22 protein-coding genes and 4 pseudogenes are annotated in these 24,222 nt (G+C 60.3%); 13 read left to right on the top strand and 13 right to left on the bottom strand.

The window, feature by feature from the left end; genetic code table 11:
• The first annotated feature begins 52 nt into the window (after window positions 1-52).
• From SB772_RS01100 to SB772_RS01055, 10 genes and pseudogenes are all read left to right on the top strand, one after another.
• Window positions 53-1,282 carry a CaiB/BaiF CoA transferase family protein gene (locus SB772_RS01100; protein WP_410831436.1) on the top strand — a complete coding sequence of 410 codons (1,230 nt, stop codon included), beginning with the start codon at window positions 53-55 and terminating at the stop codon, window positions 1,280-1,282.
• A gap of 87 nt (window positions 1,283-1,369) precedes the next feature.
• Window positions 1,370-2,125: an acetoacetate decarboxylase gene (locus SB772_RS01095; RefSeq protein WP_410831435.1), complete on the top strand. Its 756-nt coding sequence runs from the start codon at window positions 1,370-1,372 to the stop codon at window positions 2,123-2,125.
• 23 nt (window positions 2,126-2,148) lie between these two features.
• Entirely contained in the window at window positions 2,149-3,354 is a 1,206-nt protein-coding gene (locus SB772_RS01090) for an acyl-CoA dehydrogenase family protein (protein ID WP_410831434.1), read from the top strand.
• 21 nt (window positions 3,355-3,375) lie between these two features.
• On the top strand, window positions 3,376-4,308 hold the full coding sequence (locus SB772_RS01085; RefSeq protein ID WP_410831433.1) for a 3-hydroxyacyl-CoA dehydrogenase NAD-binding domain-containing protein: 933 nt from the start codon (window positions 3,376-3,378) through the stop codon (window positions 4,306-4,308).
• A 25-nt stretch (window positions 4,309-4,333) separates the two neighbouring features.
• Window positions 4,334-4,513 (top strand): LysR family transcriptional regulator, encoded by a 180-nt coding sequence (locus SB772_RS01080; protein ID WP_410831432.1) that lies wholly within the window; start codon window positions 4,334-4,336, stop codon window positions 4,511-4,513.
• Window positions 4,514-4,765: 252 nt separating this feature from the next.
• Window positions 4,766-6,061, top strand: coding sequence for an NAD(P)/FAD-dependent oxidoreductase (locus SB772_RS01075; protein ID WP_410831431.1), 1,296 nt, complete (start codon window positions 4,766-4,768; stop codon window positions 6,059-6,061).
• Between the two features lie 194 nt (window positions 6,062-6,255).
• Window positions 6,256-7,650 (top strand): cytochrome ubiquinol oxidase subunit I, encoded by a 1,395-nt coding sequence (locus tag SB772_RS01070; RefSeq protein WP_410831812.1) that lies wholly within the window; start codon window positions 6,256-6,258, stop codon window positions 7,648-7,650.
• 38 nt (window positions 7,651-7,688) lie between these two features.
• Window positions 7,689-8,690: a cytochrome d ubiquinol oxidase subunit II gene (gene cydB, locus SB772_RS01065; RefSeq protein WP_410831430.1), complete on the top strand. Its 1,002-nt coding sequence runs from the start codon at window positions 7,689-7,691 to the stop codon at window positions 8,688-8,690.
• Between the two features lie 393 nt (window positions 8,691-9,083).
• Window positions 9,084-9,185 (top strand): annotated as a pseudogene (locus SB772_RS01060) (YtcA family lipoprotein); the annotation flags it as partial.
• A gap of 82 nt (window positions 9,186-9,267) precedes the next feature.
• The gene (locus tag SB772_RS01055; protein ID WP_410831811.1) at window positions 9,268-10,410 is read left to right on the top strand and encodes an MdtP family multidrug efflux transporter outer membrane subunit; all 1,143 of its coding nucleotides are present in this window, start codon (window positions 9,268-9,270) and stop codon (window positions 10,408-10,410) included.
• An 18-nt stretch (window positions 10,411-10,428) separates the two neighbouring features.
• Here the strand turns inward: SB772_RS01055 and SB772_RS01050 are convergent, their stop codons facing one another.
• The 5 genes and pseudogenes from SB772_RS01050 to SB772_RS01030 all read right to left on the bottom strand — a co-directional run bounded on the left by SB772_RS01050 (window position 10,429) and on the right by SB772_RS01030 (window position 13,653).
• Window positions 10,429-10,878, bottom strand: coding sequence for a hypothetical protein (locus SB772_RS01050; protein ID WP_410831429.1), 450 nt, complete (start codon window positions 10,876-10,878; stop codon window positions 10,429-10,431).
• A gap of 82 nt (window positions 10,879-10,960) precedes the next feature.
• Entirely contained in the window at window positions 10,961-12,247 is a 1,287-nt protein-coding gene (locus SB772_RS01045) for a PucR family transcriptional regulator (protein WP_410831428.1), read from the bottom strand.
• 501 nt (window positions 12,248-12,748) lie between these two features.
• Window positions 12,749-13,117 (bottom strand): annotated as a pseudogene (locus SB772_RS01040) (FUSC family protein); the annotation flags it as partial.
• Entirely contained in the window at window positions 13,078-13,377 is a 300-nt protein-coding gene (locus SB772_RS01035; protein WP_410831427.1) for a biotin/lipoyl-binding protein, read from the bottom strand. The pseudogene SB772_RS01040 and the gene SB772_RS01035, both read right to left, overlap by 40 nt.
• Window positions 13,378-13,395: 18 nt before the next feature.
• Window positions 13,396-13,653, bottom strand: coding sequence for a YtcA family lipoprotein (locus SB772_RS01030; protein ID WP_410831426.1), 258 nt, complete (start codon window positions 13,651-13,653; stop codon window positions 13,396-13,398).
• A 178-nt stretch (window positions 13,654-13,831) separates the two neighbouring features.
• Here SB772_RS01030 and SB772_RS01025 point away from each other — a divergent pair, with 178 nt between their 5' ends.
• Window positions 13,832-14,050, top strand: coding sequence for a hypothetical protein (locus SB772_RS01025; protein WP_410831425.1), 219 nt, complete (start codon window positions 13,832-13,834; stop codon window positions 14,048-14,050).
• A 217-nt stretch (window positions 14,051-14,267) separates the two neighbouring features.
• Window positions 14,268-14,489, top strand: a pseudogene (locus SB772_RS01020) (ATP-binding protein); the annotation flags it as partial.
• Window positions 14,490-14,609: 120 nt separating this feature from the next.
• On the opposite strand, the gene SB772_RS01015 reads toward SB772_RS01020, so the two are convergent.
• The 4 genes and pseudogenes from SB772_RS01015 to SB772_RS01000 all read right to left on the bottom strand — a co-directional run bounded on the left by SB772_RS01015 (window position 14,610) and on the right by SB772_RS01000 (window position 17,865).
• Window positions 14,610-15,542 carry a LysR substrate-binding domain-containing protein gene (locus SB772_RS01015; RefSeq protein ID WP_410831424.1) on the bottom strand — a complete coding sequence of 311 codons (933 nt, stop codon included), beginning with the start codon at window positions 15,540-15,542 and terminating at the stop codon, window positions 14,610-14,612.
• Window positions 15,543-15,716: 174 nt separating this feature from the next.
• A pseudogene (locus tag SB772_RS01010) lies at window positions 15,717-15,977 on the bottom strand (dihydrolipoyl dehydrogenase); the annotation flags it as partial.
• Between the two features lie 177 nt (window positions 15,978-16,154).
• Complete coding sequence (locus tag SB772_RS01005) at window positions 16,155-17,288, bottom strand: FAD-dependent monooxygenase (RefSeq protein ID WP_410831423.1); 1,134 nt, start codon at window positions 17,286-17,288, stop codon at window positions 16,155-16,157.
• 340 nt (window positions 17,289-17,628) lie between these two features.
• The gene (locus tag SB772_RS01000; RefSeq protein WP_410831422.1) at window positions 17,629-17,865 is read right to left on the bottom strand and encodes a hypothetical protein; all 237 of its coding nucleotides are present in this window, start codon (window positions 17,863-17,865) and stop codon (window positions 17,629-17,631) included.
• A 37-nt stretch (window positions 17,866-17,902) separates the two neighbouring features.
• Here SB772_RS01000 and SB772_RS00995 point away from each other — a divergent pair, with 37 nt between their 5' ends.
• Entirely contained in the window at window positions 17,903-18,724 is an 822-nt protein-coding gene (locus tag SB772_RS00995) for an alpha/beta fold hydrolase (protein WP_410831421.1), read from the top strand.
• A 71-nt stretch (window positions 18,725-18,795) separates the two neighbouring features.
• On the opposite strand, the gene SB772_RS00990 is transcribed toward SB772_RS00995, so the two are convergent.
• From SB772_RS00990 to cydB (SB772_RS00975), 4 genes are all read right to left on the bottom strand, one after another.
• Window positions 18,796-20,310 (bottom strand): efflux transporter outer membrane subunit, encoded by a 1,515-nt coding sequence (locus tag SB772_RS00990; protein ID WP_410831420.1) that lies wholly within the window; start codon window positions 20,308-20,310, stop codon window positions 18,796-18,798.
• The gene (locus SB772_RS00985) at window positions 20,289-21,407 is read right to left on the bottom strand and encodes an HlyD family secretion protein (RefSeq protein WP_410831419.1); all 1,119 of its coding nucleotides are present in this window, start codon (window positions 21,405-21,407) and stop codon (window positions 20,289-20,291) included. Before SB772_RS00985 ends, SB772_RS00990 begins: the two co-directional genes overlap by 22 nt.
• Before the next feature lie 64 nt (window positions 21,408-21,471).
• Entirely contained in the window at window positions 21,472-23,082 is a 1,611-nt protein-coding gene (locus SB772_RS00980) for an MFS transporter (RefSeq protein ID WP_410831418.1), read from the bottom strand.
• 143 nt (window positions 23,083-23,225) lie between these two features.
• Entirely contained in the window at window positions 23,226-24,218 is a 993-nt protein-coding gene (gene cydB, locus SB772_RS00975; protein WP_410831417.1) for a cytochrome d ubiquinol oxidase subunit II, read from the bottom strand.
• Between the last annotated feature and the right edge of the window lie 4 nt (window positions 24,219-24,222).

Genomic DNA, 24,222 nt, shown 5'->3' with positions numbered 1-24,222 from the left:
GAGCTTCCACCTGCGTAGAGTCAAAACCTAAACCCGAATCGAGAGAACTTTCATGATGGACGGACAACACGTTTTTTCAGGTCTCAAGGTGCTCGATCTCGCGAGCTACATTGCGGGTCCCGCAGCCACTACGATTCTGGCCGACTTCGGCGCAGACGTCATCAAGATCGAGCCTCCGGGTACGGGCGATGTCTATCGCTTCTTCTCGACCATGCCGCCGAACCCGGTGGCCAACACAAACTACGCCTGGCAGTTGACGAACCGCAACAAACGCAGCATCGCCATCGATCTCAAGTCCAGTGGAGCCAGAGAAGTACTGGTGCGCCTTGTTCAATGGGCAGATGTCGTGGTCGTCAACTTCCCGCCACGTGTGAAGGCGTCTTTGGGCGTGACCTACGAGGCCCTCTCGCCGCTCAACTCAAAGCTGATCTACGCAGACATTACCGGCTATGGTTCCGAGGGGCCCGAGGCGGACACCCCGGGTTTCGATGTCACGGCCTATTGGGCACGCTCCGGTCTCATGGAGGTCACCCACGATGCCGGCAGCCCGCCGACGCTTCCCATTCCCGGGATCGGCGACCACGCCACGGCAACGACACTCTATGCCGCGATCGTCACGGCGCTTTATGTGCGCGCCACGACCGGCAAAGGAAGCCATGTGTCGACGTCGCTGATCGCCAACGGTATCTGGGCAGCAGCGGCGTGGGTCGAGGGTGGTCTCAATGGCGGCCAGTTCTTCGCCCAGCACGATCGAAAAAATCCACCCAACGCGCTGCTCAACCCTTACCAGACAGCCGACGGGCGCTGGATCCTGCTGGTCGCGGCCCAACGCAAGGATTGGCCTGCCTTCACCCGCGCCGTTGGCATGCCCGAGCTTCTGGACGACCCGCGCTTTACCGACGACCGGCGCACCGACAACGCGGCCGCACTGGTCGAGATTCTCGACCCGTTGTTCGCCAGCCAGCCGCTTGCCTTCTGGAAACAGGCGCTCTCCGCCGCACGAGTGATTTTCGGCGTCGTGCAGATTGCCGAGGAGATCATTCACGACCCCCAGTTGGCGGCCAATGGGATAGTCGTGCCGCTCGACGTGCCGGGCAAGCCCGCCATGCGAACGGTCAGCAATCCGATCCAGATCATGGGAGAGCAGAAGGTCAAGCCGTGCGCCGCGCCGCAACTTGGCGAACACGGTGCCGAGATCCTGAAAGAGATGGGCTTCAACGAGAGCGAAATCGCACGCCTTCACGACGCGGGCGTGGTCGCGCGCTTCGAAGACCCGGTCTGAATCTGATCGCGTTTAACGATTTGAACCAACGCCTCTGGCGGCAAGCCACTGACGGGCTATAGCCCCACAACACACTCGGAGCTTTCCATGACTGAAGACGAAATCCGCGCGCGCGCTTACGCGATGCCGATCAGCAGCCCAGCCTATCCCAAGCCGCCTTTCCGGTTCGTAGATCGTGAATTCATCATCATTACCTATCGCACTGATCCGCAAGCGCTTGCCAGCGTCGTACCTGCGCCGCTGCTTCCGGCAGAGCCGATCGTCAAATACGAGTTCATCAGGATGCCCGATTCAAGCGGGCTGGGTTCCTACACCGAATCGGGTCAAGTCGTGCCGGTGTCGTTCAACGGTATGTCCGGCGGCTTTACCCACGCCATGTACCTCGACAGTGAAGCCGGCATTGCTTCCGGCCGTGAACTGCTCGGCTTTCCCAAAGTACTCGCGCAACCGAAGCTCGAAATCCGCAACGATGCGCTGGTGGGAACCCTCGACTACAACGGCGTGCGCGTTGCGACCGCAACCATGGCTTACAAATACGAGCCGCTCGATCTCGCCGCCGTCAAGAGGACGCTCGAGGCACCGGGCTTCCTGCTGAAAATCCTGCCTCACGTCGACGGGTCGGCCCGGGTCTGCGAACTGGTCAAGTATTACGTGACCGACATCACGGTGAAAGGAGCGTGGACCGGGCCTGCCTCTCTGGAACTGCATCCCCATTGTTTCGCGCCCGTCGCAAAGCTGCCTGTGCTCGAGGTTCTATCAGCAATCCATATCCTGACCGATCTGACGATCGCGGGCGCAGAAGTCGTTCACGACTATCTGCGCGCCCCCTCTAACGCATCCTGATCAACGCCCTTGAGGAAATCATCATGACTGCCAGCGCGAAGCCAAACCACCCGCTTCCGGCCCCCGACAGCGACTTCTATCTGATTCACGAACTCCTGAGTGATACCGAACAAGCCCTGCTAAAGCGGGTGCGTGCCTTCATGGAGAGCCGGGTTGCTCCCGTGATCAACAAGTTTTGGGCTGAGGACGCGTTCCCGTTCGAGCTGATCCCCGAGATCAGGGATCTCAATATCGCCGGGGTCGGGTTTGACGGCTACGGCTGCCCTGGCGGCAGCACGCTTCTCGATGGATTTATCGCCATGGAAATGGCGCGCGTCGACTCGTCCATCGCGACCTTCTTCGGGGTCCACAGTGGGCTGGCAATGGGATCGATCTATCTTGGCGGTTCAGAGGAACAGAAGCAGAAATGGCTGCCACCCATGGCACGATTGGAAAAAGTCGGTTGCTTCGGATTGACCGAACCGCTGGTAGGGTCGGGCGCAGGTGGGGGGCTGCTGACAACCGCCAAGCGGGAAGGCAATACGTGGGTCCTGAATGGTCAAAAGCGGTGGATCGGAAATTCTCCCTGGTGCGACCTGTCGATTATCTGGGCACGCGATGTCGAAGACAATCAGGTCAAGGGTTTCATCGTCGAGAACAAAACCACCCCTGGTTTCTCCGTCGAAAAAATCGAGCACAAGATCGCACTGCGAGTCGTTCAGAACGGCGTGATCACGCTCGACAATTGCCAGGTGCCTGAAGAGAATCGCCTCCAGGGCGACCTGTCCTTCCGCGATACGGCGCGGGTCCTTCGTCTTACCCGTCAATACGTCGCGTGGGAAGCCGTCGGCTGCAGCATGGGCGCTTACGAACATGCGCTGCACTACGCGCAGACCCGCGAGCAGTTCGGCAAACCAATCGCATCGTTCCAGATGGTGCAGGACCACCTCGCCAGGATGCTTGGCAATATCACTGCGTCGCAATGCCTGGTCGTACGGCTTGCCGAATTGCAGGACCAAGGCAAGCTGCTGGACCAGCATGCATCGCTTGCCAAGGCCTTCTGCACGGTACGCATGCGCGAAACGGTCGCATCAGCCCGGGAGATTTTGGGCGGCAACGGTATTGTGCTCGACTATAACGTCGCTCGTTTCTTTGCTGATTCCGAGGCGCTGTATTCCTATGAAGGCACGCGCGAAATGAATTCGCTGATCGTCGGCAAGGCAGTCAGCGGCTTCAGTGCGTTCGTTTAAGTTTACGGGAGATCATCTGTCATGGCCAAGCCAATCAAACGAGTCACGATCATTGGGACGGGCGTTATCGGCGCGAGCTGGGCTGCGCTGTTTCTTGCGAAAGGGCTGGAGGTGGTCGCCACCGACATCGCTCCCGACGCAAAGAAAAAGCTCGACGATTTCATCTCGGCCGCCTGGCCTGCACTGGAGCAACTGGGCCTCGCATCCGGAGCTGCGCCGTCGAAGCTGGAATTCACCGACAACCTCGACGCCGCCCTCGCCGGCAGCGATCTGGTTCAGGAAAACGGCCCGGAGCGAATCGACTTCAAGAAAGATCTTTATCGGCGTCTCGATGAGGCTTTGGCGCCGGACGTGATCATTGCGTCGAGTTCGTCGGGCCTGACGATGAGCGAGATCCAGTCGGCCTGCGCGAACCACCCTGAGCGGTGCGTGATCGGCCATCCATTCAATCCGCCGCATCTCATTCCGCTTGTCGAGATCGTCGGCGGCGCGAAGACATCGGAAGAGACGATTGAACGCGTCAGCGCGTTCTATCGCGGCCTGGGCAAGAAGACGATACGCCTGCGCAAGGAGGTTCCGGGCCACGTTGCCAATCGTCTGCAGGCGGCCCTGTTTCGCGAGGTGGTCCATCTGATCGCGGAGGGTGTGGTGAGCGTTGCCGATGCGGACACCGCGGTGTGCTGGGGCCCGGGCTTGCGTTGGGGCGTGATGGGCCCAACGTTACTGTTCCACCTCGGAGGGGGGCAAGGGGGCATCGACCATTTCTTCGATCAGTTCACGGTGCCCATGAACGCCTGGTGGAAAGTTCTGGGTTCCCCCCAGATCGATGCCAAAGTCCGTGAAGCCGTCGTTGCTGGCGTCCGCGACGAAGCCGGCAAACGTTCGCTCGACGACCTGGCAGCGCAACGCGATCGCGCTCTACTCGGCTTACTCGCGCTGCGGGCAAGCGAATAGTGAAGTCCGGTTGCAGGGGTGAGAGATGGATCTTATGAAACGCATGCAGTACTTTGTGCGCGTAGCGGATTGCAAAAGCTTTACTTCAGCTGCGGAGCACCTGAATGTCAGCACCGCGACTGCGTCTCGTTTCGTTTCTGAACACGTTCGTCGAGCGTGTGAGTTTAGAGCGCGACTTGCAGCGTACATTGGGTTTCACCGATGACTTTGCTGAAGGGGCGAGGGCCTTCCTTCAGAAGCACAAACCGGTCTTCAAAGGAAGCGAGGAGCGCCACCGCCTCCGGCGCGCGGTCCTCACCCGCCCTTGCCTGACACAGCCTCATCGACCGGCGAGCCGCTTGGACGCTTGCAGCGCCCGATGCCGGTAGCGAAGCAGACCCGGTTCCCCGACCTTCGGGCATTCCGTCTGATCCCGCCGAGCTATCGGACGTTGTCCATCATTCGTTGAGTGTTTGCAATGACAAAGCCAACTCGTATCGTGATTGTAGGTGGGGGAATCGCTGGGATTCTACTTGCGACCAGGCTCGGCGACCGGTTAGGCCGGCCGGGCGAGGCTACCGTCACTTTGATCGACCGCAGCCCGACGCATATATGGAAACCGATGCTACATACGATTGCGGCCGGTACACGTGACGTGAACCAGCAGCGGGTAATTTATCTCGCGCACGCGCGCGACCACGGTTTCACGTATCAACCGGGAGAGATGTGCGGACTGGACCGGCAGCTGCGCGAGGTGCAGCTTGACGCGATAAGGGCGCAAGACGGTACGTTGGTGCTTGAACCGCGAACGGTTCCATACGATGTGCTGGTTCTGTCGCTAGGCAGCCGCGCGAACGATTTTGGCGTGCCGGGTGTAAAGGAGCAATGCCATCTCATCGACAGCCAACAGCAGGCAGAGACGTTCAACGTCGCGTTGCGCGCGCGTGCTATTCGCAGCGTCGTCAAGGATGAGCAGCTGAGAGTGGCGATTGTCGGAGCCGGCGCGACCGGTGTCGAGTTATCGGCCGAACTGAGCCGCCTTCTCGAGCTCGCTGCCAGCTATGGGGATACCACCATCAGGGACAGGCTGAGTCTGACTCTTCTTGAGAGCGGGCCGCGCGTGCTACCTGCCTTCCCACAGGAGATTTCTGCGTCTAGCCAGCAACGGCTCGAAAACATCGGATTTCGCGTACTGACCTCTACTGCGGTCACTTCGGCGGAACCAGGAGGTTTTCGGTACGGGGACGGGGCGCTCGCCGAAGCGGATTTAATGGTATGGGCTGCCGGTGTCAAAGCGCCAGATTTCATGAACCGTCTCGCTGGTCTGGAGACAAACCGGGCAAACCAGATTGTAGTGTCGAGGACGCTTCAGGTCTTGCACGATGAGCAGATCTTCGCTCTCGGCGATTGTGCGAGCCTGACGCTGGAAGGTGCGCAACGACCGCTTCCTCCTACCGCGCAGGTAGCCGCTCAGCAGGCGAATTATTTGGCGCGCCACTTGCCGGAATGGCTCTGTCAAAGCAAGCCGTTTCCCGGTTTCGTATTCCGGGATTTTGGATCGCTCGTGTCATTGAGCGACTACGATGCGTTCGGCACGCTAGGGCGGTTTGGCTTCTTTCCGGGCGGTCTCATTCGGGGTCGCCTCGCCCAGTTCAGTCACGCGATGCTGTACCGGCGTCATCAGCAGGCGCTGCATGGGTTTCGCAAAGCGACACTGCTCTGGACGGCGGAACGGATCAACGGACTGGTTCAACCAAACATTCGCCTTGCCTGACAGGTTCATGTGCCTCGGGTGCCCGGGCGCACCCCACCAACCTGGAACTCGTTCAAGACAAGTGAGTGCATGCCCGCTGCGGCCGTCAGAGCACGGCGCTTGGTCTCGGCATCGCAATGCCCGCGGCGGGGCGTTGGCGGGCCCTAAAACATCGTGACGCATGGGCCGCCGACCGCGCGCTCAGGCTGGGAGTGATTGTCGTGAATCTCAGTGCCTTGGATCTCTCAAGAATACAGTTTGCCTTCACTGTGTCTTTCCACATTATCTTCCCTGCAATGAGCATCGGGCTGGCGAGTTTCATCGCTGTGCTCGAAGGCGCGTGGCTCAAGACGGGAAAGCCGTATTACAAGGTGCTGTGCATCTACTGGTCGAAGGTCTTCGCTGTCGGATTCGGCATGGGCGTGGTCTCCGGCGTGGTGATGGCCTACCAGTTCGGAACGAACTGGGCGCGCTTTTCAGCGTTCGCAGGACCGATAACGGGACCCCTTCTGACCTATGAAGTCTTGACAGCCTTCTTCCTGGAGGCGGGATTCCTGGGCGTGATGTTGTTCGGTTGGGAGAAGGTGGGCCGAAGCGCACACTTCGGCGCGACAGTTCTGGTAGCGATAGGCACCTTGATCTCGACATTCTGGATCCTGGCATCCAATAGCTGGATGCAAACGCCACAAGGATTCAGCGTTTCAGACGGTCACGTGGTGCCGGTCGACTGGTTCAAGATCGTCTTCAATCCGTCCTTTCCCTATCGGCTTGCTCACATGTCCATCGCGGCGTTCATCGTGGCGGCATTGCTCGTGGCCGGAACCGGTGGATGGCACTTGCTCAAAGGCAGACGCGATCCCATGGTCAAGACCATGTTTTCGATGGCCTTGTGGCTGCTTTTGATACTCGCCCCAGTGCAGATGTTGATTGGCGACCAGCATGGGCTCAATACCCGTCAGTATCAGCCGGCAAAGATTGCCGCGATCGAGGGTCTATGGGAAACGGAGAAGGGAGGCACGGCGCTCAACCTTATCGGATTCCCTGATATGAACGACGAAGTGACCAAATACGCAATTCAGATACCGCATTTAGGAAGTCTCATCCTGACGCATAGCTGGGATGGCGAAATCAAAGGGCTCAAGGAATTTCCGAAAGAGGACAGGCCTGATTCTTCCATTATCTTCTGGACCTTCCGCCTGATGGCCGGTCTCGGCATGCTGATGGTGTTGCTGGCATTGATCGGCCTGATGCTGCGTCGCAAAGGGAGAATATTCGAGAATCGACTCTTCCAACGATTTTCGGTTGCGATGGGCCCCGCCGGATTCGTCGCGCTGATCGCCGGCTGGATTACGACGGAGGTCGGCCGGCAACCATTCGTCGTTTATGGCTATCTTCGGACGGCTCAGGCGGTGTCTCCGATCACGAGCCAGAGCGCCAGCGGTTCATTGATGATCTTCGTGATGGTCTACTGCGTGGTCTTCGGCACGGGCATCTTTTACATCTTCAAGTTACTTGCCGCCGGGCCTTCGGTTGACGCTTTGTCTACGTTCCCGACAGGCCTTGGGGCAACCACGGGCAGCGGGCGACGTGTCCTGGCTGCGGCAGATTGACCAGTGGGCGACAGCTCAATCAGGAAGCGGAGGCCGGAATGGACATCACTGTTGTATGGGCGGCGATCATTGCGCTGGGCGTGTTCATGTACGTCGTGCTCGATGGGTTCGACCTCGGAGTCGGCATCCTATTTCCGTTTTTCCCGGATACCGGCGAACGTGACCGGATGATGCTGACGCTTGCCCCAATCTGGGACGGCAACGAGACATGGCTGGTGTTGGGCGGAGCAGCTCTGTTCGCGGCATTTCCCGTGGTTTATTCCATTGCACTCTCAGCGCTTTACCTGCCCATCGTACTGATGCTTGTCTGCCTCATCTTCCGTGGGGTTTCGTTCGAGATCCGTGGCAGGGCGAGAAGGACAAAGAATCTGTGGAGTCTCGCTTTCATGTTCGGCTCCGCGGGTGCAACGTTCATGCAAGGCGTGATTCTCGCTTCGTATCTGCAGGGATTACCGGTGACGACGAACCGGGAATTCTCGGGCGACACGTTCTTTTGGATCACGCCGTTCAGCCTGCTCGTGGGACTCGGCTTGATGGCGACCTATGCGTTGCTGGGTGCATGCTGGCTCGTGATGAAAGTCGATGGCGACCTGCAGCGCAGGTTGCATCGTCTGGTGACGCCGCTGACGACCGCGCTGCTCGGTTTCATCGTTGCCGTCTCGATATGGGCCCCGTTATCGGCACCGGCGATCGCCAGGCGCTGGTTCGAATCTGGACTCCTGCATCGGCTGCTTCCCATACCGTTTTTGGTCGCCGGCGCGGCTGTGCTGATGTTCGGCGTCGCGCGAAAGCGTCGCGGCTGTCTTTCGTTTCTGCTGGCGCTCGTCTTGGTCACCCTTGGATACATTGGCCTGCTGGTCAGCATCTGGCCTTATGCGATACCTGGCTCGCTGAACCTCTGGGAAGCAGCCGCTCCACGTTCGAGTCAGCTATTCGCGCTGGTCGGAGCGGTCATCATCATGCCAATCATCCTCGTTTATACGACAGCGGGGTATTGGGTGTTTCGCGGCAAGGTCACTCACGATGCCGGTTATGACTGAGCGAAACGAACGCGGCCAAGCGTCAAGAAAACCGAGGTTGCCGCTCCGGTCAATTTATAAGGAGTTCCATATGAATCGGTCTTTCATTTACCATGGCGTGTGGTTTGTCGCCTTGTGGTGCATCGGTGTATCCGGTGCGGCACTTGTGGCATTGCCATTCCGGATTCTTGCAAGTATGGCAATGCAGTCGATTCATTGAGTAGACCGAAGCCGGCAGCTGGGAAGGGCTGGGTGTGGATGCCTCGGCGCGATGTACCAGTGGCCGGCGAGTATTGAAACGTATCCCGAGAGAGGACCAGATTATGACGATGAGGTCGGGGCCTTCCCACAGGGACGACTTTGAAACGATATAGTCCACTCGCCAGAGACCGATGTCCAAGGCCTGCAATCGGGATGGCCGCGATTGCGGCGGTTCTCGTGTCAGGGTGCACAGGTTCGCCATCCATCGGCGTGCTCGGCGCGTATTTTCCCGACTGGCTGTTCTGTATCGTCGCGGGCGTTCTGCTCACGGTCGTCATCTATCTGATTGTCAGGCGTTTGCGGGCCGACCATCTGATGGGACCTTCAGGTTGTCGCGCTGGCGTCGCTGGATCGCGAGCATATTTCCGCGAACGGCTTTCTCGGCCCGTTCGCGAAGAACGAACCGGCTGCGGGGCTGACGGGGCCGTGGTACACGGAGGGCATCGTCGGGCTAGGCGCAAGCCTGGACATCGACATCTGGGGCAAGCAACGCGCGCAGGTCGCCGCGTCGCTCGGCGTGAGCAATGCGCGGCTCGCCGAGACGTCCGCTGTCGAACTCGAAATCTCGACGGATGTCGCGCAGCTTTACTACGGCATTCAAACGACTTATCAGCTCATCGATCTGCTGAACGAATCGCATGAGGTGGCGGTGTTCGCGGTGCAAGCACACGAAGCGCGTGCGGCGCGCGGCCTCGAAGCCCGCACCCTGCTCGAAGAAGCACGCGCGCAGCAGCTGGCCATCGAACAGCAGATCGTGTCGGCGCAAGGGCAGATAAAGCAGTTTCGCGAATCGATGCGGGCGCTGGCCGGCGCGGGACCCGATGGCCTGCCCGCCATCGAACCCATCGCGCTGCCGCGCTCGCAGGCGGCCTTGCCGGCGACGCTCTCGTACGAACTGCTGGCCCGACGGCCCGATCTGCAGGCGATGCGATGGTATGTCGAGGCCTCGTTCGACCGGATCGACGCAGCGAAGGCGGCGTTTTATCCGGACTTCGACATCAAGGCGTTTTTCGGCCTCGACGCCTTGCATCTCGCGGACCTCTTCACGCACGCAAGCCAGCAGATCAACCTGATTCCGGGCCTGACCTTGCCGATCTTCGACGGCGGCAGGCTCAACGCGAACCTGAACGGCGCACGCGCGGGGAGCAACCTGTTGATCGAGCAGTACAACCAGGCTGTCCTCAACGCGGTGCGCGACGTCGCGCAGACGGGTAGCCGTCTGCAGACTCTCGACGCGGAGGCAGAGTTGCGAAAACAACGGATCGAATCGGTGGCGTTCACGAGGGACAGCGTCGAAGCCTATTATCAACGCGGACTGACGAGCCGGCTCGCGGCGCTCGAAGCGCGCCAGCCCGTGATCGCGGAACAGGTCGCTCTGCTCACGCTCAACGGGCAAGTGCTCAGTCAGGAGATCGCGTTGACAAAGGCGCTCGGCGGCGGTTATCTCGCCGATCCGCCTGTCGAACTGAAGCCGCGTTGAACGGCGCACGTATTCTGCTCAGAACTGCTGTGCGCGCAGCGATTCGAATTCCGCGCGGCACACGTCGCCGAACTTGCCGAGAATGTCGATCGAGCCATCCGCGAGCATCTCGCGAATCTCGATGAAGGACTTGTCTGGCGCGAGATAGGTGTCCACGATCTTGCGTCCGATCACGTCGGCTTCGTCCGCGACTTCGCGCGACGACTGGACGCGCATGCGGCTGATCTTCGCGTAGAGGTTGCCGAGCCCGGCGAGATCGGGCTTGTCGTGTTGCAGCGCGTCGACATAGCACTTCGTCGCTTCCTCGATGAACGCCTTGTACAGCTCCTGCCGCCAGGTGAGGTCATGCGTTAGCCACTCCGCACGAACCTGGGTGCGTTGGGTCAGCCACGAGGCAAGAACCGAAGTCATGCCGCCGATGGCGGCGCCGACAAGCGCAGCCAGGGCAGAGATAACCGATGCGTTCATGGAGCATCCTCATTTTGCCATTCAACTGTACATATTAACGCCGGGTCGCCACCGTAATCTTGGGTCAGATGCAGACGCTGGATCAATCCTCCGTCCCGGTGGTAGAGTCTTCGGCGCCGCCCCCCGGATTGACACTGATTGCATTGCGCAGATTAAGGGCGATAAAGAGCCGGGCTATCCAGCTTGGAGCATCGAGTTCGGCGCCAAGCAACGTCTCGATGCGGGCGATCCTGTAGTTCAGCGTGTTGGGATGTATGCCAAGTGAAGCAGCGGTAGCCTTACGGCGCTGGCTGTTGTCGAAGTAGCACTCCAAGGTCTTCATCAAGTCCCTCTCATGCAGGATTTCCCCAAGTATGGATTCGAAGTAGCGCAGAGCGCTCCTGTTGGAACGAATGCTTTCGTCAATGGCGATGTCCGAATACAGGTACACCTTTCTTGCTCCATCGCCGTGCAACCCGAAGTTGAGCGCTGTCATCGCTTCCTCCGCCGATGTCGCCCACCCCTTCGCTCCCTGATTCACGAATCCGACGCCAACGGCCCGGACCTCGCCCGACTTTTTCGCAAAGGCGATGATCGCCTCTAACAGCAGGCGTTGACTGAAAATCAACGAGCTTCCACAGGCGCAGGGAACCCATAGGACGAGCCAGCCGCGTCGTGTGACATAAACGACGTGATCGGCGGGGATCTTGATATGACGCGCAATGTCGTGGACAAGGTTCCCGAGGGCGCCCTCGGAATTCATCCTGGACACGTCGCTCAGCTCGTAATCGATGGCCAATGCGGTGCGCGGCGCGGTCGAATCGAACCCAAGGCTGCGTCCGATCCGGCAGAAGTCCTGGTCGTCGTTCGTGCCGTTGAATACCAGATCGCACAGCTGGCGCCGCACTTCGGCCCGCCAGCTCGTCTGCTGGAATTGTTCGTCGAGAAATACCCGCCCGATGACCTGGGCCATGAAGTCGGAATATTCGAGCAGGTACGGCGATATCACGAAGAGCAGCTCGTCGCGCAACGTGTTATCGTGCTCCGCCAGGTCGAGGTGAGCTAGCCAAAGCTCCTTGGTGCCCAGCCGAAAGGCACACAGTATGGCTACGAGGGAAATGCCCTGGTGGACCCGCCGCCTGACCGACGCTTCGAATTTCTCCATCTCCGCGGGCGTGAACCAAGCCTGTTCGAGAATCGAACGGCACCAGCGCTTCACGAGCAAGCCGATCGAGTTCCGAATATCCCTTTTCTCGGATAGTCCAAGGCTCGCATATCCGTCTACCCGCATGACCGCCGCATAGTAGCGGTCAATGAGGTACGAAGGCTCGTCAGCGAGCGACGCGATATTGTCCCGCAGTCGATCGCTGATTTCGGGAGCCTTCGTCATTGACCCAGTGCAAACCATTTCGCTGTCTTGAGGGATTGAGAATGTGTAGGGGGCGTATCGAGTCTCCGATCAGGTTTTCGATAGCATGGTCCTGCGGCACATCCGCCGCCTGAGTCGCATAGGGTCTGTGCCGCGGCATCACTTCTCCGCTGGGGTGCCGGCAGCGAGCCGGACCCGCCCGGCGGCCTTCGAGCGAAAGCGTGTCTCGGGGTGGCCGCGGCGGGCTTCGGCCGTCCCGCTCACGGTGCCGCCAGTCACGATCCGCAGCCGGGGTTGCGCGCAAGAACGCGGCGAGACGTTCGCGCCCGCCCCAGCGTCATCCGGCTCTACCCCGAGCAGATCCAGCACGCCCGGACGTCGCTGCATGCCATCTCGCGCAACCGCCGCGGGGGCGTCGCCGTGGGGAGTTTGCGCATCGCCGCGAATCTTGTCTCGCGCCGGCTCGCTCGTATCCGGCGGCTCCGCGCCCGCGTCTGCGCCGGCAGGATTGCCGGCTCTGGGGGTGGGCCAGAGAAGGTACGCCGCGATCAATGCGATCACGCAGCCCAGGACATTGTTGCCAAGGCGTGCCATGGCATAGGCGAACTCGTTGGCGGGTGTCGCGAAGTCGTCGACCAGCACGAAGGTCGGGGTCAGGAAAATCACGTAGAGGCTGTAGCTAACCCGCCGCAGTGCCATCGTGAGGCACACCAGCGGAAACACGACCAGCGAAATCGCCAACGGCGTATGAACCAGGAAGCCGATGACAACGGCCAATGCTGCGCCGGCGGTACTGCCCGCTGCCCGTTCGACACCGCACGGCCAGGTCGTCGCGATGGACGGCGGGAGAATCAGCAGAGTGGCCATGGTTGCCCAGTAGCCGAACGGAGGTGCGCATCCCGATAGGAGCGGGAATCGAGGCTGAACAGCACCTGTCCCTGCCCGACGGCCTGCTTGTCGCGCACGGCAAGATCCACGATGCGCCCGCTGACTTCCGGGGCGACGTCGATCGTATCCGCGTACACAGAGGCATCGTCGGTCTGCGGGGCGTTGTCCAGGCGCGATAGCGCGAATCCGAGCAGCACGGCGGCGGCCAGCGTGATCAGGATGGAGGGCCATCTGCTTCGGGGCCTGTCCGGGGCATGGCTCATGATCGCGGTTCCGGGGGATCACCGAGGGAAGAAGAGGAGCCGCGTCAACACGGCGAGCAGTGTCGTCAACATTGGATAGCTGAGGGCCAACGGATTCAGGACCCCGAGCTGGTGCCGCTTGCTCACTACCCTGTGCACGCTGAGCGTTCCGACGACCCCCGCAGCGGTACAGAACAGCCAGTCAGGAAAGAACGCACCGAATACCCCGATGGAAGGGGTACCGCTGCAGCCCCCAAGCGGCAGGCTGGCGATGAACGATACGCCGGGACTTGTCATGGACTCGCTCTTATCGGGGCCGATCTAAGCCGTTATTTCAAGGGCGGAGGGGGATTCGGCATCCGTTTTTCAAGCGAGAGAATATCAGTCCGGTCGCCGGCACATGCTTGTGACTATCCACAATCAGCTTGTTCTTTTTGACAACGGTCGAAGCGTTGGTCACGCCAATCCGCTGTAGATGCTCAAGGAACAACCTGCCGCCATTGAGCAAATCAAGCCGGTGCGTATGTCCGTCGCCTGGACATCGGCATCGCACCAGATGCTCGTCGAACCGCCGCAAAATCGCTTCATTCGGCGTGTCGTAGGGCAGACGTTCGACTTCGGCCCAATGGAGGAGATGTTCCGCCGCTCTGATATGTCGGCGGGCAGTGATCTCGGCGTAGCCGCACTCTTTTGAAACCTGCGAGAAACTCTCCAGCAGAGCACCACCGCGCCCTTCTCGAAGCTCTTGCAATCGCTGTGGGGAAACAAAGTATGCATGCCAACATGACGTCCTCCTGTAGTGGCGATCGACCACGAAAGACGTCATCATTATGCGGAGAGACAGGTGTTAGATCTGCCGCGTTCACGGACCTCTGGGACAGGCGCTCTGCGTAAAAATAGACACTGCATTAAACAAACCGTTCTCGGAATGGTCGGAGGTGTTCCCGAACGCGGCCTGTGTGGTCTCACTGGTCGACCGGCTGGTGCATCGCGCCAAGGTGATCTCGATCGAGGGCGAATCGTACCGGCTCAAGGAGGCACGCGAACGTACCGAAGCCCGCGCCCGGCAGCGGAGCGCAAAAAGAACCGCCGTGAAGAAAGGAAAAAGCCAGACCGGCGAGCCCGCGCTGTGAACAAGCGTTGTGCGGCAGGCATTGGGGCTTGGTCGTGGTGGCGGCAAAAAGCGGGACAAGGGAGCCTTTTGCCAGCCTGAGCGTTGGGTTAGGCGCTAATACAGAAACAGAAACGGCGCCTCATGAATCAGCGTCACGCGCGTGAAATGACTGTGGGCCGTTTGCCAGTTCGGAGACGAAATCGATAAATGCATTGACTCTTCGAGAGCCTCGCTGATTGGGGAGATAGACCGCGCTCACGACAGAACGGGTGTCGTTCGGTCCTATGTCGAAGTCCGGAAGTAACCGGGTGAGGGTGCCTGCCTGAACATCGGCTGCTACCAGCCAGTCCGGAAGCAGGGCGATACCCATGCCGTCGATCGCAGCCTCGCGTAACACCTCGGAGCTGTTTGCCTTCAGTCTGCCCGTGACCGTCACGCGTATTTCTTCCTGGTCACGTGAGAAGGTCCAAACCTGAGCTTCGGTAGCGTAGGTGAACCGAAGGCACTCATGGTCCGTCAGTGCGGCGGGAGACTCCGGATAGCCTGACCGGTCGAGGTATTCGCTACTTGCGACAAGAAAACGGGCAAAGGCCCCGATGCGTCTGCAGACGACGTCAGCGGTGGGCGCGACCTGACCCAGGCGGATAGCGACATCGATTCGATCGCTGACCAGATCGACGAAGGCATCGCTGAGCCGGACGTCCAGATCCAGCTTGGGGTACTTTCTCAAGAACGCAGCGAGGGAAGGCGCAATCCTCCGGGAACCGAATGCGACGGGAACAGAAACGCGCAAAGGCCCCGACGCTTCTCCGCATCGGTCCGAAACCGATGCGTCCGCGTCGGCCATGTCATCCAGCAGCTTTTTAGCCTTGGCGTAGTACGTCGTTCCTGCGTCCGATAGCGTCACCTGGCGGGTGGTTCTGTTGAGAAGTACCGTGCCCAGCGCTTTCTCGAGCGAATCCACGGAGCGTGTTACCGAGGATGTGGCTAAATCGAGGCGTCGTGCCGCACTCGAAAACCCCCCTGTCTCCGCCACTTCCACGAACGCTCGTAAAGCCAACAGCTTGTCCATATTTCGCTTTGGTTAAAAATGCAGGATATTCAATCAGGTTTGGCCCGTCATCCCGTGGACGGTGTGACAAGGACGCGAGCGTGCAGCATTCCGGACGGACGTTCCAGCATGGCCGGATGATGTTCGGGTCTGCAAGGCAAGCCTTCCCATGCAGTAACGTCTTCGCTACCTGGCTTAGATGTTGAGGGCCCGTTTTTGTACTGCAAGTGCAGCTTCGCGCATGACCTCCGACAACGACGGATGAGGATGACTGATCACTCCGATGTCTTCAGACGCCGCTTTGAACTCCATCGCCACGACGGCTTCGGCAATGAGGTCAGACGCGTTAGCAGAAATAATATGCACGCCCAGTATCTCGTCTGTCCTTGCGTCGGCGATTATTTTCACGAAGCCTTCAGTCTTGCCAATGCCGAGTGCCCGACCGTTTGCCATCATGGTCGTGAGCAAGTTAGACCGCATTGTTCCAGTGTAGCGTTGTCTCGCGAACAGGAGCTATGTGAGGAAGGTTAATTGTTCTGAAAGAGTCCGTCACCCGAAAATTCGGTGCGACCAAGACGTGGGAACGATCCGCGCGGTTACACTGGATTTCTTGCTGACTCGCGTCTATCGATTTTACATATCGGCGCTTCCCAACCCGAAAGACGCGGCTAGTTCCGGCCCTTTCGCGAGTAAGCGACCGACTGCGTCGCGGCGATTCGCTGCCCACAATGCCAGTAGCTCCTTGACATTCAGTTCAGTATCGCCGGATAGAGCTTCGGCCAATGCAACGGCGTCATCCGCTGCTTTCGAAGTGCCGGAAGCAGTATGGGGACGGACTGTGCACGCGGCATCTCCAGTCAACGCAACCCGTCCGACGGAGAAGCTGGGACTTAACGCGTCAAATATCGATTGGAAGAACGGCTCCCGCGTCTCACGGACAAGTTGCTGGAATATAGCGGGGAGATGTCGGGTTGCCAGCTCGCACAGTTCCTCGAATGACTCCGCTGATAGATGGCCCGGGCTAATGGATGCATGATGCCGGTGTCCAAGATCGTCCGTCAGGTGTCGGTGCAGTGCTGCAGCATCGGTTTCGTTCCGATACCAAAGCCAGTTGAAACGCCGTCTACCGGGTTCCAGTGCGCCGTCGAGACCGGGAATCAAGAATGCCATAAACATATGCCCGGCATCTCGGAACATGGTGAAGTTATTCACGAGCGCTTCAACTTCCAGCGGTGAGAAGACTGATTCATCGATAATTCCTCGCCAGGCGACGTATCCTGCGAACTTCGATTCGTAGTTTGGAAAAAGCTTTGCCCGCGTACGCGAGCCGATTCCGTCTGCAGCGAGGAGCATGTCCGCATCTACGGGTTCTCCACCGTCAATGTCAATCTCAATCCCGTTGTCATGCTCGGTAAAGCCGACGACTTCCCGTCCGTACGAGATTCTGTCTTTCGACAGCATGGCGCAGAGCGACCGATATACGGTATCCCAGGAGGAAAACGGCAGCTTCTCAGGTTCTTCGGTCAGGACGGTTCCATTAACGTCTATACGTCGCCGCATGACCGTTGGCACGCTGATCATTTTCTGGGTGTAGTGGCCGTGCTGCTCGAGGAATTTCATCATGTGGCGCAGCACTACGACACCGCCGCCTTTCCCTCGCAGCGGGACGTCGGAGCGTTCGTACACGTGCACGTCGTGTCCGATGCAACTGAGCGTGAGCGCGCTCGAAAGACCCGCAATCGATCCACCAGCGATGACAATCTTCATAGATTAAAGGGTGTGAAGTATGCGGGGCTCCACCCACGGAACACCGCAGGCTACAGGTGGTATCGAACAGCCGTTTGCATGACGTCGGCAGTGGGCCTCATGGCGGACTCCGCTGTTTCTCGACGAATGTAGTATGCCGCATTCGCTTTGGTCGTGCTGTCCAGGCTGTGGCCATTTGGCCATCGTTCATGGATCACTGCTCCGAACAAATGTGTTTTTGCAAGTTTGTAAAGCGAATAGGTATGCCAGTCAGCGATTAAGGCTACGCTAAGGTGAATTCAGCGAGGCTACCTTTAAGAACGTTTAAGGCTGCCGTCAGGACTTTTAGTGCCTTGCTCCCCTAATCTGCGACCAGTCGTGATGCCGAGTCTATCCGGGACCGGTGCGCCACGTCGTGGACGCGAAACAACTCGGCGATGTCGCCGTAAACGATAGGGGAAACAAAAATGAGCAATGAAACCGATAAAGAAATTTCGTCCGCGTCGCGGCGCAACATGCTGAGGGTTGGAGCCGGCGCGGTTGCGGCGGCGGTCGTCCCAGCTGTTTCCATCGCCGCCGGCACCGCATCGGGCAGCAAAGCCGGCAATCATCTTGCACATACAGGAGCACGATCCATGAACTTCGTTACCACCAAGGACGGCGCACAGATTTTCTACAAGGATTGGGGCTCGGGCCACCCGGTCGTGTTCTCCCATGGCTGGCCACTCGATGCCGATGCATGGGATCCGCAGATGCTGTTTCTCGCGCAGAAGGGCTATCGCGTGATCGCTCACGATCGCCGGGGGCATGGCCGCTCGAGTCAAACCGCGCACGGTAACGATATGGACACCTACGCGGACGATCTTGCTGCCGTCATCGATGCGCTCGATCTGAAGGGCGTCACCCTCGTCGGCCATTCGACGGGTGGCGGAGAAATCGCACACTATGTTGGCCGGCATGGTACGAAACGTGTCGCCAAAATGGTCCTGATCGGTGCGGTGCCGCCGATCATGCTGAAGACTGAGGCCAATCCGACGGGGCTGCCCATGTCGGTCTTCGACGGAATTCGTGCCAATACCGCCGCCAATCGGTCGCAGTTTTTCAAAGATCTTGCGGTGCCTTTCTACGGCTATAACCGGCCTAACGCAAAAGTCCAGCATGGTGTGATCGACGAATTCTGGCGCGAAGGGATGATGGGGGCGGTGCTCGGTCAATACGAGTGCATCAAGCAGTTCTCCGAGGTCGACTACACGCCGGATCTCAAGAAGATCGATGTTCCGACGCTGATCCTGCATGGTGATGACGATCAGATCGTGCCGTTGGATGACTCCGGGCGCAAGTCGGCGGAAATCATCAAGAACGCCACCCTCAAAGTCTATCCGGGCGCACCCCACGGCATGTGCACGACGGAAGCGGATCGCGTCAATGCCGATCTTCTTGCATTCCTCCAGTCGTAAGCTTGAGGCTTAGCGAAGCCGATTGAGTGTAAGCAGAGCAATGCTGCCGGAGTTCTGCTCCGGCAGCATTGCTATATTCCTTGCCTATTTGCCGCATCGTCGTCTGCCTGCCAGCCTCCGCCCAATGCTTTGTAGAGCGCAACAAGTTCGAGCGCCGTATCACGCTCGCTCTGTGCAAGTTTATCGTCGGCGGCGTACAGCGAACGTTCGGCATCGAGCACGGAGAGGAAGTCATTGAGACCTTGCTTGTAGAGCCGCGTCGCGATGGTCACGGCTTCCCGGTCGGCGGTGACCTCGGCTGCAAGCCTCTCGTGCCGCACTTGTGATTGCGCATAAGAAACGAGCGTGGTCTCGACATCCCGCAGCGCACCGAGAACCGTCCGCTGGTACGCGGCAGCGGCCTGATCAGTCCGCGCTTCTTCAGCGTGCATTTCGAAGCGAACCTTGCCGGCGTCGAAGATCAGCCAGTTGATGCTCGGTCCGATCGAAAAATAGCGGCTCGGCGCGGTTAGAAAAGTCGACGCATTCAGGCTCTCCAGACCCGCAACCCCGGTCAGCGAAAAGTGCGGATAAAGATCGGCTTGCGCGACGCCGATGCGAGCGTTCGCAGCGGCGATCCGGCGTTCGGCGGCGCGGATATCCGGCCGGCGGCGCAGGAGCTCAGAGGGCAAACCCACCGGCACGTCCGCGATCGCCGAAGGAATCGCCTGCGGGGTATCCAATTGGGCAAGCAGCTGCTCCGGCGGTTGACCGATCAGCGCACCGATTCGATAAATGGACGCGCGTTGATTCGCCTCGAATGTCGGAATGGCGGCTTCGGTATCCGAGACTTGCGCCTGCGCACGCAGCACGTCGAGACGCGAGGCCAGCCCTGCATCGAATTGTGAGCGGGTGAGCGATAGCGAGTCCTGCTGGATCGACAGATTGCTGTGAGCGACCGCGAGTTGCCGTTGCACGCCGCGTAATTCGATGTAGTTGCGCGCGAGCTCCGCGAGCAGCGTCAACTCGACATCCCCGCGCTCCGCCACCACGGCCTGATACGACGCGTCAGCGGCCTCGACGCCGCGCCGCTTGCCGCCGAATACGTCGATCTCCCACGATGCGTCGAAGCCGGTCTGCCATAGATTGCCGTTGGCGCCCGGACCGAGACCGCCAGGCGGTACGCCGACCGGCACGTTGGCGCTGCCGTGGGTCCGATCGTATTTGGCGCCTACGTCGGCGGTTGGGTATTGATCTGCTCCAGCGATACCGCGCAAGGCCCGCGCTTCGCGTATGCGCGCTTCGGCAACAGCCAGGTCCGGCGCGGAACGCAGCGCTTCTGCCATGAGCGAATTGAGCGTCGCGTCGCCGAATCCTTGCCACCAGGCATCGTTCGATGTTTGCGCCCCCTGCGAGGCGCCCGTTGCCGAGCCGGTATGTTCGGTAAAACTCGCCGGCATGGCCGGTTTCGGCGGGACATAGTCGGGCCCCACGGTGCATCCCGCGAGGAGCGCAGCCCATGCCGCGACGACAGCGGTGACATGCCGCCGCCGGCAAGGAGGAAGCTCTGCCCGCCGTGGTGCTGCTAGTTCCAGAAGCCAAGCCATGTGGGCCGTTCCCTCACGAAGATTTCCGTTTCGACGGACATGCCCGGCGAGATCAATTTAAGTGCTTCTCCAGGGTTGTCGAGTTCAATTTTCACCGGCACTCGCTGCACCACCTTCACGAAGTTGCCTGTTGCGTTTTCGGGTGGCAGGAGCGCGAAGTGCGAGCCGGTCCCGCGCTGAATGCTGTCGACGTGACCGCGAAGCCGCAGGTCCGGAAACGCGTCGACGAGGATCGTGACCTGCTGGCCCGGTCTGACGTGGGTCAACTGCGTCTCCTTGTAGTTCGCGGTCACATAGAGCTTGTCCGGGACGATCGACAACAGTGTTTGCCCGGGCTGTACAAAGTTGCCTTGCTCGACGCTTTTGTTTGCGACACTGCCGGACCCGGTTGCGTAGATTCTGGTGTACGAAAGGTTGAGCATCGCCTGCTCCAGCATCGCGTTTGCCTGGGCGACCGACGCCTCCGCCGTTTTCACCTGGGCGCGTGCGAGCCTCGCCTGCGCCTGCGATGCGTCGACCTTGACCTGGGCCGCAGTCACGGAAGCCCGCGTCCCGTCGGCGGCCGCCTTCCCCTCATCGACGCGTTCCGATGACACGGCCCGCACATCGGAGACGGATTGCAGCCGCGCCAGATTGGCGACGGCAAGTTTCGCATTGGCGCGGCTCACATCAAGCTCTGCCTTTTGCTGACCGATATTGGCCTCAGCCACCGCGACCTGATTACGCGCCTCTTCCAGCTTCCCGGCGGCCGCCGCGACATTGGCGCGCGCCAGATCCACCTGAACGACATAGTCGCGCGGGTCGAGTTCGACGAGGAGTTCGCCCGCTGTCACCTTGCTGTTGTCGTTGACATGAAGGGTCTGCACGTAAGCCGGGACCTTGGGGATGACCGAGATCAGATGCGCGTCGATATAGGCGTCGTCCGTCTGCTTCTCGTAGAGGTCTGGCACCAGGAAATAGGCGGCGATCGCCAGAAGGACGATCAGCGCCAGTATGCCGAGGATCAGCCCGCGTCGATTGTCAGGCGGCGAGGGCGGAGCAGGTGCGATGACAGGCGGTGTGGTGGCCGGTTTTTGAACCGGCGGTGCTTCGCTCATCGCTGCCTCCGGCCGCGGGAATAGATAAAGGTTGGAAGAGATACGGTTTTCATGGCCGCGATCCTTATTTTGGGGCCACCGGGGTCGGCGGAATAATGGGAACGAGGCACAGCGCGATAACACCGACGACCGCCATGAAGGCGAACGCGTCCGCGTAAGCGAGCGTGGCAGCCTGGTGCGCGCCTGCTTCGGCGAGAACGCGTACTGCTGCGCGCTGGCTCTCGATTGGAGAATAGCCGCCGCGTGCAACCAGCGTTGCGCTCACCGAGGAAAGCCAGTCCCGCGTCACCGGATTGTCGTGGCGAAGGTGTTCGAACAGGCGCGATGAATGAAGCGTCTCGCGATGGCCGATGAGAATGGTCAGCAGCGCGACCCCAAGCGAAGCGCCGAACTGGCGGAAGGTCATGTAAAGGGAGACGCCGTCGAGCAGCTTGTTCTGCTCGATTCGCGCCACCGTGCTGCTGCCTACCGCCGGTAACAACGGAGACAGACAGCAGGCGTAAAGAATCAGCGGAGCCACATAGTAATAACCAGGCGTGTCTGTCGTCAGCAGGCGATTGAACAGGACCATCGACGCGATCAGCATGACGAGCGCAATCACGATCGTCTTGCGTTGGCCGATGCGCGCGATGAGACCGACCATAAGCGGCCGGATGGCGGCTGCGGTCAACGCATAGATGCAGATGATCTGCCCGGTCTGGGTCGCGCTGTGGGTATGGGTCGAGAGATTGCGCAGAAACTCGGGCAAAACGAACAGGCTGCCAGACAGGATCATGCCGGTGAAGACACCGATCAACGCGGACGACAACACGTAGCGGTCGCGCAGCAACCCGAGCCAGAGCAGCGGCGTGCGGTTCGCAGGACTCGCCTGCCAGACGACGAACAGAAGCAGCGCCGCGCCGCCTATACACGCGAGCAGGCGAATATGTAGCGATCCAAACCAATCGTCGATTTCACCGCGATTGAGGATGATCTGAAGCGAGATCAGAGCCGTTGCGAGAAGCACAATGCCGAGCCAGTCGGTGCTGACCACCCGCTCGGAGGCGGGCGGCGGGAGGGTCGGGAAGTAGCGGGCCAGCAGCCATATCGCGGCCGCTGCATAGAGCAGATTCGGCAGGAAGATCAGGCGCCAGTTGAAATGGTCCGTGATGTAGCCGCTGACCAGAAGCCCTGCCGCGCTCGACAGATAGAGCAGTGTGGAAGCCTTCATCAGCGACGGGCTGCGCTGCGGTTTGGGCATCAGCACGTAGATGCTCGCGCGCCACCATACGACCAGACCCGCCCCGGCCAGCCCCTGGATGGCGCGCCAGATCAGCATCGAACTGAGATCCGGAGCGATCGCGCAACCCATCGAGGCGATCGCGAACACGACGATGGTCGAGAGCAGGAAGCGCTTATAGCCGTAGTGCCCGGCCATCCAGATCGAGACAGGTACGCCGAGAAACAGCGCGCAGCTATAGACGGTCAGCAGCCAGCTGGCTTCGTCCGCGGATACGCCCAACGTGCCGGTCAGATCCGCCAGCACCAGGTTCATGCTGTCGAACGTATAGAACTCCATCCCGGTAGCGAGGCCAAGGCCGATGAGCAGCAGCCGCGTATGCGCCGGCGACATCATGAGCGCCGGCGCCGGAGGAGGCGAAGCGGGCATCGCTGCCGGCCGTGCAATGTCACTCATGGCGGGAGTCGATCCGTATTTGACTGGCGATGATCACGTAAAGAGCCGCAAGGCGGCATGCATCGCCGCGGTGACGAGAAACAGCGTGGCGACGGCCGCCAGATAGAGGCCGCCGAACCAGCTCAGACGCCGGACGCGCGGGTTCATGCTTCCCATCCCGTCTCGGGCGTCTTGCCGCGAAAGGTGCGGTACGCGAAGGCGGAATAAGCGAGTACGACCGGCGTGACAATCACCGCGCCGATCAACAGGAAGACATGGCTGAGGGTCGACGATGCCGCGGCCCAGAGCGTGAGACGGAAGGGCACGATGTCCGGGAAAATGCCGAAGCCAAGGCCCGCCACGCCCAGCACGAACAGCGCCAGCGCCAGAAAGAAGGGACGTCCGTCAGCACGGCCGCCTATCGCGCGCAGCAGGGCGGCAGTCACACCAAGAAAAAGGACCGTGATCGCCACGAGGGCGATCATATGCGCGGACCATGCGGCGCGAATGCCGGGTTGAACCCACGCCGCGGCGGCACAGGTTGCTGCGGCCAGACAAACGAAGCCCGGCACCGCCAGACGCAGGTAGCGCTCCGCGAATTCACGCAGTGCCGCGGTCGCTTTCAGATGGAGCCAGCCGGCACCGAGGACGACATAGCCCGCGAGCACAGTAATCGCGGTCAGCGCGGGGAACGGCCGGAAAACATCGAAGACGCTGCCGCCGAAGCCGTCGCCATCGACGGTGACCCCCTGGATGAGTCCGCCGACGATCAGCCCCTGCATGAGCGCCGCCACGATCGAGCCGACACCGAACGCCGCGTCCCAGAAGCGTCGCCCCTGCTCGATCTGGTAGCGGAACTCGAACGAGACGCCGCGCAGTCCGAGCGCCAGCAACATGACGATCAGCGGTATATAGAATGCCGGAAGCAACACCCCGTAGGCGATGGGGAAGGCGGCGAGCAGCGCGACACCGGCCATGATCAGCCAGGTTTCGTTGCCGTCCCAGGTGGGCATGATCGAATCGACCATGCGGTCGCGCAGCCGTTCGTCGGCTTGCACGAGCAGCAGGGCGCCTACGCCCAGATCGAAACCGTCCAGCAGGACGTATAGCGACAACGCGAAGGCGGTGAACAGCGCGGAGAGCAGCGGCAGAGTCATGACG

Origin of the sequence: Paraburkholderia sp. SIMBA_030 (genome assembly GCF_046535245.1) — a bacterium.
In the GTDB taxonomy this organism is placed as follows: Bacteria; Pseudomonadota; Gammaproteobacteria; order Burkholderiales; family Burkholderiaceae; genus Paraburkholderia.
This window is presented reverse-complemented; position numbering and strand designations above follow the sequence as displayed.

What these genes read in the sequence shown, in the direction of transcription:
- SB772_RS01050 (WP_410831429.1), bottom strand. Translation starts at nt 10,878, where the DNA reads ATGAACGCATCGGTTATCTCTGCCCTGGCTGCGCTTGTCGGCGCCGCC.
- SB772_RS01015 (WP_410831424.1), bottom strand. Translation starts at nt 15,542, where the DNA reads ATGGACAAGCTGTTGGCTTTACGAGCGTTCGTGGAAGTGGCGGAGACA.
- SB772_RS01045 (WP_410831428.1), bottom strand. Translation starts at nt 12,247, where the DNA reads ATGACGAAGGCTCCCGAAATCAGCGATCGACTGCGGGACAATATCGCG.
- cydB (WP_410831417.1), bottom strand. Translation starts at nt 24,218, where the DNA reads ATGACTCTGCCGCTGCTCTCCGCGCTGTTCACCGCCTTCGCGTTGTCG.
- SB772_RS00995 (WP_410831421.1), top strand. Translation starts at nt 17,903, where the DNA reads ATGAACTTCGTTACCACCAAGGACGGCGCACAGATTTTCTACAAGGAT.
- cydB (WP_410831430.1), top strand. Translation starts at nt 7,689, where the DNA reads ATGGACATCACTGTTGTATGGGCGGCGATCATTGCGCTGGGCGTGTTC.
- SB772_RS01005 (WP_410831423.1), bottom strand. Translation starts at nt 17,288, where the DNA reads ATGAAGATTGTCATCGCTGGTGGATCGATTGCGGGTCTTTCGAGCGCG.
- SB772_RS01100 (WP_410831436.1), top strand. Translation starts at nt 53, where the DNA reads ATGATGGACGGACAACACGTTTTTTCAGGTCTCAAGGTGCTCGATCTC.
- SB772_RS01030 (WP_410831426.1), bottom strand. Translation starts at nt 13,653, where the DNA reads ATGACAAGTCCCGGCGTATCGTTCATCGCCAGCCTGCCGCTTGGGGGC.
- SB772_RS00985 (WP_410831419.1), bottom strand. Translation starts at nt 21,407, where the DNA reads ATGAGCGAAGCACCGCCGGTTCAAAAACCGGCCACCACACCGCCTGTC.
- SB772_RS01075 (WP_410831431.1), top strand. Translation starts at nt 4,766, where the DNA reads ATGACAAAGCCAACTCGTATCGTGATTGTAGGTGGGGGAATCGCTGGG.
- SB772_RS01035 (WP_410831427.1), bottom strand. Translation starts at nt 13,377, where the DNA reads ATGAGCCATGCCCCGGACAGGCCCCGAAGCAGATGGCCCTCCATCCTG.
- SB772_RS00980 (WP_410831418.1), bottom strand. Translation starts at nt 23,082, where the DNA reads ATGAGTGACATTGCACGGCCGGCAGCGATGCCCGCTTCGCCTCCTCCG.
- SB772_RS01085 (WP_410831433.1), top strand. Translation starts at nt 3,376, where the DNA reads ATGGCCAAGCCAATCAAACGAGTCACGATCATTGGGACGGGCGTTATC.
- SB772_RS01080 (WP_410831432.1), top strand. Translation starts at nt 4,334, where the DNA reads ATGGATCTTATGAAACGCATGCAGTACTTTGTGCGCGTAGCGGATTGC.
- SB772_RS01095 (WP_410831435.1), top strand. Translation starts at nt 1,370, where the DNA reads ATGACTGAAGACGAAATCCGCGCGCGCGCTTACGCGATGCCGATCAGC.
- SB772_RS01025 (WP_410831425.1), top strand. Translation starts at nt 13,832, where the DNA reads ATGCTCAAGGAACAACCTGCCGCCATTGAGCAAATCAAGCCGGTGCGT.
- SB772_RS00990 (WP_410831420.1), bottom strand. Translation starts at nt 20,310, where the DNA reads ATGGCTTGGCTTCTGGAACTAGCAGCACCACGGCGGGCAGAGCTTCCT.
- SB772_RS01090 (WP_410831434.1), top strand. Translation starts at nt 2,149, where the DNA reads ATGACTGCCAGCGCGAAGCCAAACCACCCGCTTCCGGCCCCCGACAGC.